Source organism: Agarilytica rhodophyticola (assembly GCF_002157225.2).
Taxonomy (GTDB): Bacteria; Pseudomonadota; Gammaproteobacteria; order Pseudomonadales; family Cellvibrionaceae; genus Agarilytica; species Agarilytica rhodophyticola.
Window position 1 is genome coordinate 961,336 of the sequence record NZ_CP020038.1, and the last position, 14,175, is coordinate 975,510.

Genomic DNA, 14,175 nt, shown 5'->3' on the forward strand with positions numbered 1-14,175 from the left:
TGGGGTATTAATTAATGGGAGTTGTAGCCAAACGCTCATCCATGACGTATTTTTCGGACAGTCGCGATCACTATAGCCATCGAGTCCGAATTGTACTGGCTGAAAAAGGGGTCTCAGTCGATGTTGTGGACGTAGATCCTAGTGATATACCAATGGAGCTAAGTGAGATAAATCCTTATAACTCACTGCCCACATTGCTCGATAGAGAGCTAGCTCTATACAATACAGCTGCCATGATGGAATACTTGGATGAACGTTTTCCTCATCCGCCTCTACTTCCTGTTTACCCTGTAGCAAGAGCAGAAAGTCGCCAGTTTATTTATCGAATTGAGCGTGATTGGTGTCCACTCGTTAAAACTATCCTCGAGGGTAAAAACCGCGATTTAGTGGCTAAAGCGCAAAAAGACTTGAAAGATAGTCTTGCTGCTATAGCACCGATCTTCTCTGAAAAACCTTTTTTCATGAGTGATGAGTTCACGTTGGTTGACTGTTGTCTAGCGCCCATCCTTTGGCGTCTAGGTAGTTTCGGTATAGAATTACCGCGTACGCGTCAGGTTATGCCCTTATTGGACTATATGGAAAGAATGTTTCAGCGTTCATCCTTCCAAGAGAGCTTGACCGAAAGTGAACGAGAAATGCGGTCGCTTTAAGCGGCCAGTAGTCGGATAGTTTATAGTAAGTTGACAGTAAAGAGACTTGTATTTTGGCAATGACATCTAGCCGTCCTTATATGATTCGTGCTCTCTACGAATGGATCGTTGATAACGATTTTACACCTCATATCGTTGTTAACGCTCGTTTGGAGGGTACTGAAGTGCCTCAGCAGTATGTGAATAAGGATGGTCAGATTGTTCTTAATATCGCCCCCAGGGCAGTTAGTACCTTAGACCTTGGTAACAAGGCTGTATCCTTTAATGCCCGCTTTGGTGGAATTCCCACCGATCTTTATGTTCCCTGCCACGCTATTTTGGGTATCTATGCTAGAGAAAATGGCCAGGGTATGATGTTTGATTTTGAAGCTCCTCCTGAGCCTGATCCCGATCCTGAGCCCAAAACGAATGTGAAAAAAGAGACGCCAGATCGCAGACCTTCTCTGCGGGTAGTTAAATAGGGCAGGTTTTTCCCCTCTGTATGAGCTAGATCAAACCTTATTGTGGGTTATTTATAGCAAATTCATGCGATGGCATTCTATAATTGAAGCACATCTATTAGATCTCAAATAAAAATAAACGAGACTGCTTTGAATTGGAGGCTATATGGCGCTGTTAGATCACACTATTGGTATATTGATCAATCCAGATAACGAATGGAAACTCATTCGTGAACAAAAAGATTCTTTCAGACAAGTATTCTTAACGCATGTACCATTTTTGGCGCTTATACCCGTACTTGCAGCTTTCTATGGTGTCACTCAGGTTGGCTGGTCTGTAGGCGATGGTGATCCGGTGCGTCTATCAGTCAATAGTGCCATTTCCCTCTGTGCGCTCACCTATGTTGCATTAGTTGCAGGAGTGTTTATTTTAGGAGAATTTATTAATTGGATGTCACATACATATGGCGTCCAAGGGCCTGAAGAAAGAGTTCACTATGATGGCACAGCGTTAGCCGTATTTATAACTACGCCTCTATTTTTAGTGGGTATTTTTCTTGCCTACCCTGTACTGTGGCTAAACACTATTGCGATGGTTGTTGCTGGTTGTTACTCGGTCTATCTTATTTATGAAGGCATTCCTATTCTTATGAATATCGATAAGGATCGCGCCTTTATGTATGCCTCTTCTGTTATTACTGTTGGTCTTGTACTTATGGTAACGGCAATGATCGGAACCATATTAATCTGGGGGATGGGGCTAGAGCCTGAGTTCATTGACTGACTTGGTTTCACCTGTGTCCACTTATATGTCTGATGCTGATATGACCTTCTATATCGGCATCAGAATTTAGCAACTTGATACTCATATCGTACTATCGCATTTACCACTTTTTATTCCTTTATTTTCTCCCTGCTATTTTTATCTATCGTATTTATATTTTTAGCGAAATACGAACCTACAAATAATTATTTTTTTATCGTTTTTTAAGTAAGACAAGTTGCGAATATACGTCTCTCTTACGCTGTGTCACTTGTAAATTATGGCAATATTTATTTGGTATATGAATTTGACGTAAAAACTTTAAAATAATATTTTTTTCAAAACCTTAATAATGTCTCTGCTGCCAATAATTATTCTCATTGAGCCACCATTCACTATATGGGCATTGTCTTAATTAAAAGCCTTACGTTTTTTTTATAATTAAACCTTCTTAACTTAAGCGTTGTCGCGATAGCTTTTAATTCATAATCATAAGGTTTTTTATGTCTAATTTAACACTCGGTTGTTCGTTAAGGACTTCACTGATGGCCTTAACATGTTCTCTATTTTGTCAGCACAGTTTAGCTGCAACTTGTGAGCATATTATTCAAAACGAATGGAATACGGGTTTTGTTGGGAGTATAAAAATTACCAATACTAGTACCACCACAATATCGGGTTGGAATGTGTCGTGGGAATATGAAAACGGATCGAAAATTACCAATTCGTGGAATGCTGTTTTTTCTGGAGATAATCCATATTTTGCTGAAAATCAAATTTGGAGTAGGGATATTGCTCCCGGGCAAACTGCAGAGTTTGGCTTCCAAGGAACTAAGGCCGTTGCCAATGCAAATATGATGAATCCGGTTGTCACTGGTGCTGTATGCGAGAACGATAGCATTCCCAATACTGAGCCATTCGCTTCATTTTTATTATCGAATATCTCGGGTACTGTGCCTTTTGTTATCAATGTTGATGCAAGTGCATCGACAGATGCTGATGGTGATACCCTGAGTTATGCGTGGGCATTTGGCGATGGCTCAACAAGTAGCGGAGTTACTAGCTCTCATACATATAATACAGCTGGTTCCTACGATATTACGCTAACTGTTACTGATTCAAAAGGTGCCAGCTCAAGTATTAGTAAAATGGTTATTGTTGAACCTGAGGTGCCAGTTCTCAATGCTGAATTTACCTCAACATCTAATGGCTTAGTAACTAACTTTAGTGGCAGGGATACTTTAGACGGAGCAGAGTTTAGCTGGGACTTTGGTGATGGGAATACAGGTGACGGTCAGAATATAGAGCATACATACGCTGCAGCAGGAGAATATAGCGTAACCCTGACAGTCAGCCTCAACGGTGAAGTGGAAACTGAGAATAAGATTATTTCAGTGCGAGAAACTTCCGCACAGATTTTATTCGAAGAAGGATTTGAAACCGGTATTGTCGATCAGCAGCCTAATGATTGGGAAAATTTTATTGGCTGGGTACACAATAATAACAACACTAAAGGAGGGAACGTTTTCGCGCTGGTAGATGATGCCATATCATATAGTGGGAATAAGTCTGTTCACTTCAAGGGAGGCCCTGCTCCAGCTCAAATTATTAGGCAATTACCTGATGGCGTTAATACTCTTTATATAAAAGCTATGGTTTATATGAGTAAAAAACTCGGTAATGAAGCGGGGGATAATCACGAGCATATACTGGGTATAAAAGCGGATGCCAGTGCAAATAATGAGATTAGATTTGGTCAAATTAAAGGGCATTTAGGCACAAACGAGGTGCCAACCGATGATATTTCTCCAACCATGAGCCAATGGTTTAGTGGGCCAGAAATGTTGCCTAATACTTGGTATTGTGTTGAGTTAGCAATGTTAGGTAATTTGCCATATCACCAATTACACGCAAGGGTTGATGGTGAGCTGGTACATTCCATTACATCAGCCAGTGATTGGAATAACGGTGGTGTTGGAGGCAAAGCCGATTGGCTGGCAGATAAGTTTAACTACGTTATGTTTGGGTGGCACAGCTTTAGCGGTAATAATGCTGATGTTTGGATGGATGATATCGTTGTCTCTACAGGCCCTGTTGGATGTAATTAGCACCTCTTTTGGTCACTAGTTTTTGAGAAAACTAACTGCAAGTGTTTTAGTCGTCTGTGCTAATGCGCTTGTAGTTTATCTACAATTTTAGGCTATTTCAGTTACTAGTTATAACCGAAATAGTCTTTCCTATTTACTCTGCTACAACGTTTATTCTCATGATTTTCTGTCTTTTGTTCTTTTGAAGTCAACATCCATTAGTTTTACTCTATTGGCCCAACGAAATGGGTGAAGGTATATGTGTTAAGCGCTATAGTGTCGTCATATTCTCTGACCTTGTTAACAATAATTGACAATTTGTAGAAATGAATTTAATTACATTAGCAGACTATGCCGGCATCTATGTTTTTGCTATTTCAGGTGGTTTGGTGGCAATTCGACACAATATGGACTTATTTGGAATATTGGTCATCAGTTTGTTACCTGCTATTGGTGGTGGCACTTTAAGAGATACCTTACTTGATGTTCCTGTGTTTTGGCTGAAGGAACCATGGGTAATTGGTATTGCTCTGGCGGGCGGTATTTCTACGATACTTTACAATTCATGGAATAAAGTAAAATTTCTTGTTTGGGCAGACGCATTAGGATTATCTCTCTTTGCGGTGTTAGGAACTGCTAAGACATATGAGCTTGGTTACGGTTTTATCACCTGTGTGATGATGGGGACAGTCACTGCAACGGGCGGTGGTTTGATTAGAGATGTTGTTTGTGGCGGGCCTCCATTATTACTGAAAGAAGATATTTACGCTATGGCGGCTTTGGCTGGCAGTAGTTTGTGCTATCTGGCGTTGTACTGTGGTGTAAACACTACGATTGCACTATCTGCAGGCTTTTTAATTGTATTCCTTATTCGAGGTATGGCAATTCACTTCAAGCCTAAATTACCCAGTGCTGAACAAATACAAAGAAGAATTTATCGTCGAAAATAGGATGAACTTTAGGCCTTATTTTCGCTTTCTAATTTATAAAAACGTGCGCAGTTATCTCTAAACATAGCTTGTTTTTGAACATCATTTAACTGATGAATGCCGTTAACTATTTCTAAATAGGCAAACCAAAGTCTTGCATAATCTGTATGGAGCTTATCTACAGGGAAGTTGGAGCCGAACATTACGCGTTCACTGCCAAATATTGATATTACTGTTTCGATAATCGGGCGTAAACTATCTACTGTCCATTGATGATCGAACATACTCAAGCCCGATACTTTACACATACTGTTAGGTAACTCAGCGATAGATACTAATCCTTTTTCCCACATTGCCCAGCCATCACTATCGCGATACCAAGGTGAGCCGCAATGGCATAAGGCTACTTTCAAGTTTGGTACTTGTTGAAATATGTTGACTGCTTTCAACATTTGATCTGGAATTAATTGTAGGTCAAAACTTAAATTTCTTTTTTCTAATTCCTTAAGTCCTTCTAACCATTTTGAATCGTTGGTTAATTTGTCTGTTCCTGTTATTTTGTCTTCTTGCGGTGAGCGGCCAATAATTTGCCTGATACCGCGTAAATTAGGTAGCGTGGTCAGCTGATCTAATTGCAGATTGATATCATCGGACTCTAAGGATGCGTAGGCAATAATACCATCCGCCAGGCCTTTACTTTGAGCGATATCCTGGATGGTTTGGGATTCTAAGAAATGTTGGTCTTTATCAGCACCTACTTGAATATGTATTGACTTTTTAACTGGTAGCTGGCCAATATCTTTTTGTAAATCGTGGTAAAGATAATTTCTCTGAATAGGGGCAGGATCACCAAAGAAACGCTTGATGCCTTTGGTTGCAAGCCACGGATAATGTACTTGGTCTAAATCCCAAAAATGATGATGAGCATCATAAATTTCATATGGAAAGTCTATTGCTGGCTTAGGCATAATTTCGAAATATCTGGCTATAAACGGCAAGTTGATCGTACACAGTCCATTCTTGTTGTATTTTTCCGTCAACCATATGATATTGGCTTTCACCAATAATTAATATTTCCTTGCCACTTGGTTTACCAAACAGGCGGTTGCCAGTATGATTGCCTACCATTGTCCATCGCACGGCAATCTTCTCACCATTGTCTTTGTCAGAAGTACTGCATATATAATCAAATGAGACTTTTAGATCAGATAAGCTCGCTTGCAAGGCAATATAGAAATCCATGATTGCGTCGAAGCCTGCTATTTCGGTACTGGCTGGAGCAAAAATTTTTGCACCTTGTGTGTATAGCTGCTGGACGTCACCAATCATTTGGCAGTTCCAAATATTGTGAAGTGATGCAAGCAGCGTTTCTTTTTGCTCTTGGCTTGCGTCAAGCTTTTTACGCTGATTATTGACATGCTGTTTAACGCGGTTTTTTTCGCTTGCCATCCAATGTACAAAACGCTCTTCTAATGGCTGTCGCGCACTTTCTTTTGCCACTTCTATTGGATCAAAACCGAGTTGCTCTGCGAGGGAAAAATTATCACGAACTAACCATTCTTCTACCACTTTGTTAGCTTTAATAATGCAGTGTGCAATAACAAAAATTCGTCCATGTTCGCCAGATGCAGGCCCAAACTCACTGTCACCAAGGTTAGTCATTTCAGTATCGATTAGATGCGAAGTGTGGTAGCCCTCTTTATCATCGCCTCCCCAAATAATATTCACTGCTGCCAGTGTTCGATCGGGAAAAGCACCAAGAGTATTTATGGTATTTTGAGTTACCTGCTCACAACCAACCGTCATACCAGCAAGTGTGTAAACTGGACATTCTTCAGAATAGTAGTCTCGGCAGAGGCCAACTTGTTTGCCTTCCCAGATTCGGTAAGTAATTCGCAAAATATAGTCGACAATATCCGCAAATTCAGGATCGAAGCCTTGCATATTTGTATTTTCGCTGTGTGTTTTAGGCGCGCTGTCAAAATGACCAAGCATTCGAGACATAAATTCTCTCTTGTCTTTAAAAATTAATATATCTGTTAAATGATATTTTTATTGAATAAAGCTTACATATAGTTAGGGGCTTTAGGGTAGTTACCACGGCGTACAAAAAATAATTCCGACGGTTCTTGCCCATTATTTTTCAATGATCTTTTAGCATTAACGGGAACGGTTACTAAATCTCCTTTATGTAATACTGTGCAATAGCTATCGATATCTATACTAACTTCGCCACTTTGAACAATTATAACTTCTTCTTCAAATCGCTGGTGTGTGGGAACCTGTGCATCGCTTTCAAGTTGCAGTAATCTTAGATGAAAACGGTGATGGCGATTAATGTAAGCATCTTCCAGATCTTCGTTGGGGTTAGCAGAGCCTATTAATGGTATCTCTCTAACTCCAGGATGAACGTTGAGGCCTCCTTTAATCTCTCCCGTGACTGTGTCCTTACGATAAACGTTCGCTATCATTTCATCGACAGAGTAAGTGTCAATTTTTGCAGCTTCTTCTAATGTTGTCGGTATTACTTGAGAAGCGTCTTCGGGAACTTGCTGGCCAGCGGCAGTATCGATTAGACGCCCGTCTTCAAGTAGTACCAGCCCATGCTCTTTTGCATTATCAAAGACGTAGGGCGCCCATGTTACACGGCCGGCAGTGCCGTCGTCATTTAAACCCAAAATCGCGTATAACATAGCGTCATCTTGACCAACGTTCTCGAATCCGCGGAACATGTTAACGGGCAAGGAAATAACGTCTCCAGGAGACAATATGACTGAACCATCGGTACCATTTTCGCCCCAAGTGAATTTCCATTCGCCACTATGAACCATAAACACTTCTTCAGTATCGTGGCTGTGATGTGAGTTCTTGCAGCCGTTGGGCTGCTTCGCTGCGCCAATGTTAAAACCATGTGGGGTATCGATGTGCACTATCTGATCCGGGTTTTCGGCAACCCCTCCGCCAATTAAGCAAAAGTTCTCTTTTTTATCGCTTCCCGGTGTACGTGCATCGATAAAGGCCGTTTTACATGCCTGCATATCCTTACGGCGAATAATACACTGTTCAATTTCTTTTTCGTGGTTAGCCATTGTGGTTGCCATTGTCTCGCTTATCATGCAAAAAATCAGATGGTGTTTTGTGGGGAAAATAAGAATGTATCTGTTCTTTTTCTAACAGTCATCATAATGTACTTCGAATGCAAAAAACAACATTAAATACCCAGTTGGTTGGTGTGATCCACTAAATAACAAATGTTTGAAAATTAATTTTGACGACGAAAATAGGTTTATATTAACTAAAATTGTGCAAATTATTGTTTTTTTGACCTAATAAAATCAATTATAAGAAATTTTTGTCATTTTTGAGGGTTGGTCATATTAAAACCAATGATGGGCCTGCATTGACTTGATATTGCATTCGAAGTATAAATATTTTCAGGCGCCTCATGGATTAGGCTGTACTAATGCCCGTCCGAATAGACAGAAAATCATATTAAAAAGAAGTGCTAACTTCAGATAAATAGAATGGGAGTGCAGGATGATCAACGCTAGACTAAACAAATCGAAGCTGGCACAAGCTATTGGTTTAACACTATCTGTATCGCCACTTACCACTTACGCCCAGCTAGAAGAGGTCATAGTTACCGCGACAAAACGTGCTGAGAGCGTGCAAGATGTTGGTTTGTCAGTACAAGCCTTTGATGAGGAAGCCTTAAAGCGAGGCGGTATTACTGACGCATCTCGGGTTGAATTGCTGGTGTCTGGTGTCAACTACGCTTTTGTGGGAAATGATGCTAAATTCAACGTGCGTGGAGCTAATTCATCTAACACTTTTGGTGATGCCACATCGATTGTTGGTGCCTTTGTGGACGGTGTATATAAGCCTCGAGCGTCACAACAATCTCGCGCTTTTTTTGATGTCGAGAGAGTGGAGTTTTTAAAAGGCCCGCAAGGCACTCTCTACGGTCGTAACACCTTCGCTGGTGCTTTCAATTTGTATACTCGAGCTCCCAGTTTTGAGGATGGTGTTTCAGGCTATACGGATTTGTCTTTCGAACGGTTTGATCGTACCAAGATACAAGGTGCATTAAATCTTCCCGTGAGCGATACCTTTGCCGTTCGTCTCGCCGTTTCTACCGACAAGAGCGATGGCTACATCACTAATTTGGCTGGGCCAGATATAGGTGCGCAAGATGATAAAAACTATCGTATTAGCACACTCTGGCGACCGACTGATAACATGGAATGGAAACTTATTTATCAGTTGAGTGAGGAAGATGGCCGCGAGGCTGGATTGTTTGGTTATACATTTATCTGTCGGCGTGAGACGCCAGAAGGTTTAACTGATCCTTTCGGTTCTGTGACCAATTGTGCAAATCCCGTTAGAGGCTCTGGTGGTGTTCCCAATGTTGCCGACTTCGATCCTGCCTACACAATTTCACAAGATTATGCTCCTGAAGTAGACTTAAGAGAAGAGACGATTACATTAAGTGGCTCAATAGATTTTGATGGCATAACGGTAAAATCTATTAGTAACTATACAGATTTTGAAAACCTATTTGGTTTTGATTTTGATTTCAGCCCTAACCCGAACTCTATTGGTGGTTATGATGAAACGTTGGAATCATTTAGCCAGGAATTTAATATATCATCCAATGGCGACGGCCCAATTCAATGGACAAGTGGCCTTTATTATTCATCTGATGAAACATTCACTAGCTTTTCAATTTTCCAAGCGACTCTTCGCGACGATAGTGTAAGAGGAACGGCTACTGCACCTGATGGCCAAGAACTGCCTATTTTATCGGGCACACCCATAGTTTCTAGAGATATCAATATTAATGGTTTTTTTGCAGACAGCGCGTTTCGTGAGAGTGACACGATCGGTGTTTATGGTGAGGTAGAATGGTCATTGAGTGACGCCTTCCGCCTGATTACTGGCTTGCGTTATAGCGAAGAAGATAAATCTCTCGATGGTGCGGGCAGCAACTTTACAGGTGACACTAATGGTGATGGCACAGTCGATCGAGTTGTTAATCCGATTTTAGCTAACGGCGCTTCTCCGACGATAGTGCCAGCTTTTAGTCGTGATGTGTTTTCTATTAATCGAAATGCGAGCGATGCTATTCTGGTTTCAGAAAAGTATGACAACACTACTTATCGGCTCGGTTTTGAATATGACTTGGGCTCTGAGAGTTTATTCTACGGTACGTATTCCACAGGCTTTTTATCGGGAGCAGTCAATGTTGGTGGCGCAACAGATGAACAAGAGTCATCGGTTTTAGAAATAGGCTATAAAAGTTACCTGCTCGACAATACGCTAAAGTTAAATATCGCTGCTCATATGACTGAGTACGATAACTTATTAACACAGCTACAAATCCCTGTAGGCGGAATTGTTCAAAGTATTTCTACCAACGGCGGTGAAATTGAAGCCAAAGGTATTGAGATAGAAGCGGTATATGTGCCCGATGATGCCTGGACTTTATCTGCTAATTTTTCCTACTTAGACTCAGAGTACGGTGTATTTGGTGCAAATAACCCTTATCAATTATATCGCGGTCAGGTACAGCCTTTCATCGATCTAAACGGGGAGGTAACGCCATGGTCACCAGAAGTAACCTTGTCCCTAAGTGCGAGCTATCGTTTTGATCTTGGCGATAATGGCTCGCTTACGCCATATCTTCAAAGCTACTACAGCGACGAATACTTCACCAGTAATATTATTGGCCCAGATCCTACGCAGTTACAAGACAGCTTTACTAAAACAGATATCCGTTTAACTTGGGAAAGTGTTGAAGGCAAATACAGTGTTGAAGCTTTTGTCGAAAACTTAGAGGATGAAGCGGTTCTTGCTCGTGGCAATAACAACAGTGATGACTTAGTGCAAACAGGCTTTTTGTTTCCTCGTAATGCCGGTGTCAGAATTCGAACCAAGTTTTAAAGCGTGTGCGTAAGCATCGGTGTTTACTTATCCATTGTAGTAATTAGTTGGATAGGTAAACACCATTTTTTACCAAATAGATCCTACAATAACTTCACTACTGTGAACTTGCTAGAGAGGCACCCTCTACTAAACTCGCAAGCTTGGCATAAGCAATATCAGGTGCGACAGCGCCGAAGCCTGCAAAAGTACCAAATCCACAGTCTGATCCTGCGATAACTCTCTCTTTTCCGACGATGTCTGTAAAGCGTTGCAGTCGTTGTGCAATTAACTCTGGATGTTCCACGAAATTTGTTGTGCTATCAATAACGCCCGGTATTAAAACTTTCTCTTGTGGTATTTCTGACTTTCGATCTCTAAAAATTGTCCATTCATGTGCATGTCTAGGATTAGATGTCTCGAATAATAAATATTGCGCGTCAACTTTCATCAAAGTATCGAACATTTTATTCATAGGGATATCGCAAATATGCGGCCCCTCGTAGTTACCCCAACAAATATGAACGCGTACTTTACTTTTATCTATATCACGCAATGCATGATTGAGGACTTCGACATGTAGGTTAGCGATAGATACAAATTCTTCATCACTTAAGTCTGTAAATAACATATGTCGAGATAGAGCTAGATCTGGACAATCCAGTTGTAAATGTAAACCAGAATCGACAATGGTTTCATACTCTTGCTTCATAACGTCGCCCAATACTTGCAGGTATTTTTCACGGCTAGAATAATGCTTATTGGGTAGGAATAAAGAAATAACGCCGGGAGAGGCGGCATTCATAAATCCTTGTTGGGCTTTATGTTGATTTATAGCTGTAGTGAGATTTGAAATATCGTTATTTAAATCGCTCGTGTTTTTCGTAGAAATCTCGGCGTTGCATACAGGGCGTGAATATTCCGGAGTTCCACCTTGTTGTGAAAGCTTTTTCAGAAAATCTGGAAAAAGCTTTAAATCAGCCGGAGCATTGCGTTCACTATCACCACCAAAACCGTTATAGCGATCTTTGACATAAGTGGCATATGATATTTTCGATGTTTCTCCGTCTGAGACAATATCAATACCCGCCTCTACCTGTTTGGCAACGACCTTTGCAACATGATCACTCATAACCTTATCGAACTGAGTTTGATCATATTGTTCTCCTTTTTCCCGTGAGAAAATGAAATCAACAACGTCCTGGCTACGCGGTAATGATCCTACATGAGTGGTACGGATTTTGTTTGCCATATGTGTTCTCTCTGCCGATATATCGGGATGATGGGTGTATTTAACGTTGCCAAGGCACTTACAATATGTAGCAGCCTATTTTGACTTCGAATTCAGTAAATTGCTCTATTATAACCGTGATAATGCTCTATGTAATAATGTTAAAGAAGAGGATGGGGCATAACTAGCTCTAGTAGAGCACTATCCTTGTGCTAAATACGCCTTAATATATTGCATATATAAACTTTATGAGATCATAAATGAGAAAGAAATTCGTTATGAATGGGATTGGTGATTGAAATTGCATCCGTAGTCAATTAATCTGCTTGTCATAATAAAAAACAGAGTGTTAACAGGCCCTAGCCATGTAATGATGATAATGCTCAAATTTCGTCCATAGGTAGTATATATCTAGAAAGGAGAATCATTGTGGTTGATTTCGGCATATTAAATTGGTCCATCGTAATCATATACATGCTAGCGAATATAGGCTTGGGATGGTTGATGAGCCGCCGAGTTAATACTGCTGAAGATTACTATCTCGGAGACCGATCCGCACCTTGGTGGGCAATTGGTATCTCTGTATTGGCAACTTATGTAAGCGCTCTTTCTTTTTTGGGTGGGCCTGCATGGGCCTACGGTGACGGTATGGCTGCGTTGGCTATTCATGTTAACTACGCCCTTGTTATCTTTGTTTGTATTGTCTTTTTCATTCCTTTTTTCTACAACAGTGGTGTTGCCTCTATATATGAATATTTAGAGCGTCGCTTTGGTTCAGTATCGTGCATGGTTATGGGTCTACTCTTTATGTTCACCATGAGCGTCGGTGCTGCATCAATATTAACGGCAACGGCATTTGTTGTAACGTTCATTACTGATATAAGTGCGACTACCGCGATTGTTGTGATGGCCATTATCGTTGTTGTCTATACCATGCTTGGCGGTATGAATGCCGTTATATGGACGGATGTACTACAGGGTATTATTTTAATTTTAGGTGCTTGTGTTGTTCTGGTTTCGCTGCTTTCATCTATTGATTCCTTTCCCGAAGCGCTCAATTTTTTAGACATGCATGGCAAACTTAATCCCATTAGGACTGAACTGGATTTTTCCATAGCGCCAACAATATGGGCCGGTGTGTTTGCCATGACCCTTTATCACATAACAGTGTATGGTGCTAATCAATTTATGGCTCAACGAGCGCTTGCGGCTAAAAATATTGGTGACGCAAAAAAATCTTATTTAGTTATGGGGTTTGCGGCATTCTTCTTATATTTTGTATTTTTCCTTATTGGTGCGTTACTGTTTGTCTATTATAAGGGCGAGCCATTTGAGCAGCCGAATCAAATCATGCTTATTTTTTCTAATAGTTTAGCGATACCGGGTTTGTTAGGCTTGATTACCGTCGCTATTATTTCCGCTTCTATGTCTTCCACTTCTTCAGCACTAAACTCATTAGCAACAATCAGCGTGACGGACTTCTATAGAAAATTTTATAAGCCCGATGCTGATGAAGCTCATTACCTAAATGTTTCCCGCATTTTTACCGTATTGTGGGGCATAATGATTATCCCAATTGCTATTTCATTTGCAGGAGGCAAAGGCTCGATTCTGGAAGTCTTATCAAAAGTTGGCTCCTATGTCGTAGGTGCTAAGCTATGTATGTATGGTATGGGCTTTTTTTCCAAGCAGGTATCGCAAAGAGGTTTACTAGTAGGTATTGTTGCCGGATTTTTAGGCCTGCTTTTTATCGTTCCTTTGGATATTTTAAAGCCTGCTGTTGACCCAATATGGCTTGCTATGGGTGTTGATAGACCGGAAATTGCTTGGCCTTGGTATCCTGTTATTGCCGGAGCAATAAACTTTGTTGTAGCTTGGCTAGCAAGTGTCGCTTTAGATGGCTTTAAACAAGAGTGGCATCAATACAGCGTACCCGGACAAATAAAAATGTTTCGTGATCAAGGCAAGGCGATGACGTCTGGTGGCTGGTACTTGGTGCCAGGTAAAGTGGAGCCAGTAGTCTGGCTATTGCCTGTTTTCTTTGTAGGTATATTACTATTTTTGGCTTGGTTTGCTCGTCTCGGCTAAACCTTGCTAATAGAAATGGCCTCAATAAAGTCCAGTAATTTTTGTTAGAACAACATGTGAATACC

At 40.8% G+C, this 14,175-nt stretch carries 11 protein-coding genes; 7 read left to right on the forward strand and 4 right to left on the reverse strand.

From position 1 onward, the window contains the following. Positions 1-14: 14 nt before the first annotated feature. From BVC89_RS04100 to BVC89_RS04120, 5 genes are all read left to right on the forward strand, one after another. Positions 15-650 (forward strand): glutathione S-transferase N-terminal domain-containing protein, encoded by a 636-nt coding sequence (locus BVC89_RS04100; RefSeq protein WP_086929984.1) that lies wholly within the window; start codon positions 15-17, stop codon positions 648-650. Between the two features lie 53 nt (positions 651-703). Further along, complete coding sequence (locus BVC89_RS04105; protein ID WP_086929985.1) at positions 704-1,111, forward strand: ClpXP protease specificity-enhancing factor; 408 nt, start codon at positions 704-706, stop codon at positions 1,109-1,111. A 145-nt stretch (positions 1,112-1,256) separates the two neighbouring features. Next, a complete protein-coding gene (locus BVC89_RS04110; RefSeq protein ID WP_086929986.1) occupies positions 1,257-1,874 on the forward strand; it encodes a Yip1 family protein in 618 nt (205 codons plus the stop codon). 482 nt (positions 1,875-2,356) lie between these two features. Next, on the forward strand, positions 2,357-3,961 hold the full coding sequence (locus BVC89_RS04115; protein ID WP_086929987.1) for a PKD domain-containing protein: 1,605 nt from the start codon (positions 2,357-2,359) through the stop codon (positions 3,959-3,961). A gap of 305 nt (positions 3,962-4,266) precedes the next feature. Beyond that, the gene (locus BVC89_RS04120) at positions 4,267-4,890 is read left to right on the forward strand and encodes a trimeric intracellular cation channel family protein (RefSeq protein ID WP_086929988.1); all 624 of its coding nucleotides are present in this window, start codon (positions 4,267-4,269) and stop codon (positions 4,888-4,890) included. Between the two features lie 8 nt (positions 4,891-4,898). Here BVC89_RS04120 and BVC89_RS04125 read toward each other — a convergent pair whose 3' ends face one another. From BVC89_RS04125 to BVC89_RS04135, 3 genes are all read right to left on the reverse strand, one after another. After that, entirely contained in the window at positions 4,899-5,837 is a 939-nt protein-coding gene (locus BVC89_RS04125; RefSeq protein ID WP_086929989.1) for an amidohydrolase family protein, read from the reverse strand. Next, positions 5,830-6,873 (reverse strand): nuclear transport factor 2 family protein, encoded by a 1,044-nt coding sequence (locus BVC89_RS04130; RefSeq protein WP_086929990.1) that lies wholly within the window; start codon positions 6,871-6,873, stop codon positions 5,830-5,832. The genes BVC89_RS04125 and BVC89_RS04130 overlap by 8 nt, the downstream gene beginning before the upstream one ends. A gap of 62 nt (positions 6,874-6,935) precedes the next feature. Continuing rightward, positions 6,936-7,958, reverse strand: coding sequence for a cupin domain-containing protein (locus BVC89_RS04135; protein WP_158657776.1), 1,023 nt, complete (start codon positions 7,956-7,958; stop codon positions 6,936-6,938). Positions 7,959-8,406: 448 nt separating this feature from the next. Between BVC89_RS04135 and BVC89_RS04140 the strand changes: the two genes are divergently transcribed. Next, the gene (locus BVC89_RS04140) at positions 8,407-10,812 is read left to right on the forward strand and encodes a TonB-dependent receptor (protein WP_086929992.1); all 2,406 of its coding nucleotides are present in this window, start codon (positions 8,407-8,409) and stop codon (positions 10,810-10,812) included. Between the two features lie 97 nt (positions 10,813-10,909). Here BVC89_RS04140 and BVC89_RS04145 read toward each other — a convergent pair whose 3' ends face one another. Then, a complete protein-coding gene (locus BVC89_RS04145) occupies positions 10,910-12,043 on the reverse strand; it encodes a cobalamin-independent methionine synthase II family protein (RefSeq protein WP_086929993.1) in 1,134 nt (377 codons plus the stop codon). A 408-nt stretch (positions 12,044-12,451) separates the two neighbouring features. Here BVC89_RS04145 and BVC89_RS04150 point away from each other — a divergent pair, with 408 nt between their 5' ends. Next, positions 12,452-14,110 carry a sodium:solute symporter family transporter gene (locus tag BVC89_RS04150; RefSeq protein ID WP_086929994.1) on the forward strand — a complete coding sequence of 553 codons (1,659 nt, stop codon included), beginning with the start codon at positions 12,452-12,454 and terminating at the stop codon, positions 14,108-14,110. Positions 14,111-14,175 lie beyond the last annotated feature (65 nt).

Bases quoted from the DNA above. Each gene is read 5' to 3' on its own strand.
- BVC89_RS04115 (WP_086929987.1), top strand. From the start codon at position 2,357: ATGTCTAATTTAACACTCGGTTGTTCGTTAAGGACTTCACTGATGGCC.
- BVC89_RS04100 (WP_086929984.1), top strand. From the start codon at position 15: ATGGGAGTTGTAGCCAAACGCTCATCCATGACGTATTTTTCGGACAGT.
- BVC89_RS04110 (WP_086929986.1), top strand. From the start codon at position 1,257: ATGGCGCTGTTAGATCACACTATTGGTATATTGATCAATCCAGATAAC.
- BVC89_RS04125 (WP_086929989.1), bottom strand. From the start codon at position 5,837: ATGCCTAAGCCAGCAATAGACTTTCCATATGAAATTTATGATGCTCAT.
- BVC89_RS04135 (WP_158657776.1), bottom strand. From the start codon at position 7,958: ATGGCTAACCACGAAAAAGAAATTGAACAGTGTATTATTCGCCGTAAG.
- BVC89_RS04130 (WP_086929990.1), bottom strand. From the start codon at position 6,873: ATGTCTCGAATGCTTGGTCATTTTGACAGCGCGCCTAAAACACACAGC.
- BVC89_RS04145 (WP_086929993.1), bottom strand. From the start codon at position 12,043: ATGGCAAACAAAATCCGTACCACTCATGTAGGATCATTACCGCGTAGC.
- BVC89_RS04140 (WP_086929992.1), top strand. From the start codon at position 8,407: ATGATCAACGCTAGACTAAACAAATCGAAGCTGGCACAAGCTATTGGT.
- BVC89_RS04120 (WP_086929988.1), top strand. From the start codon at position 4,267: ATGAATTTAATTACATTAGCAGACTATGCCGGCATCTATGTTTTTGCT.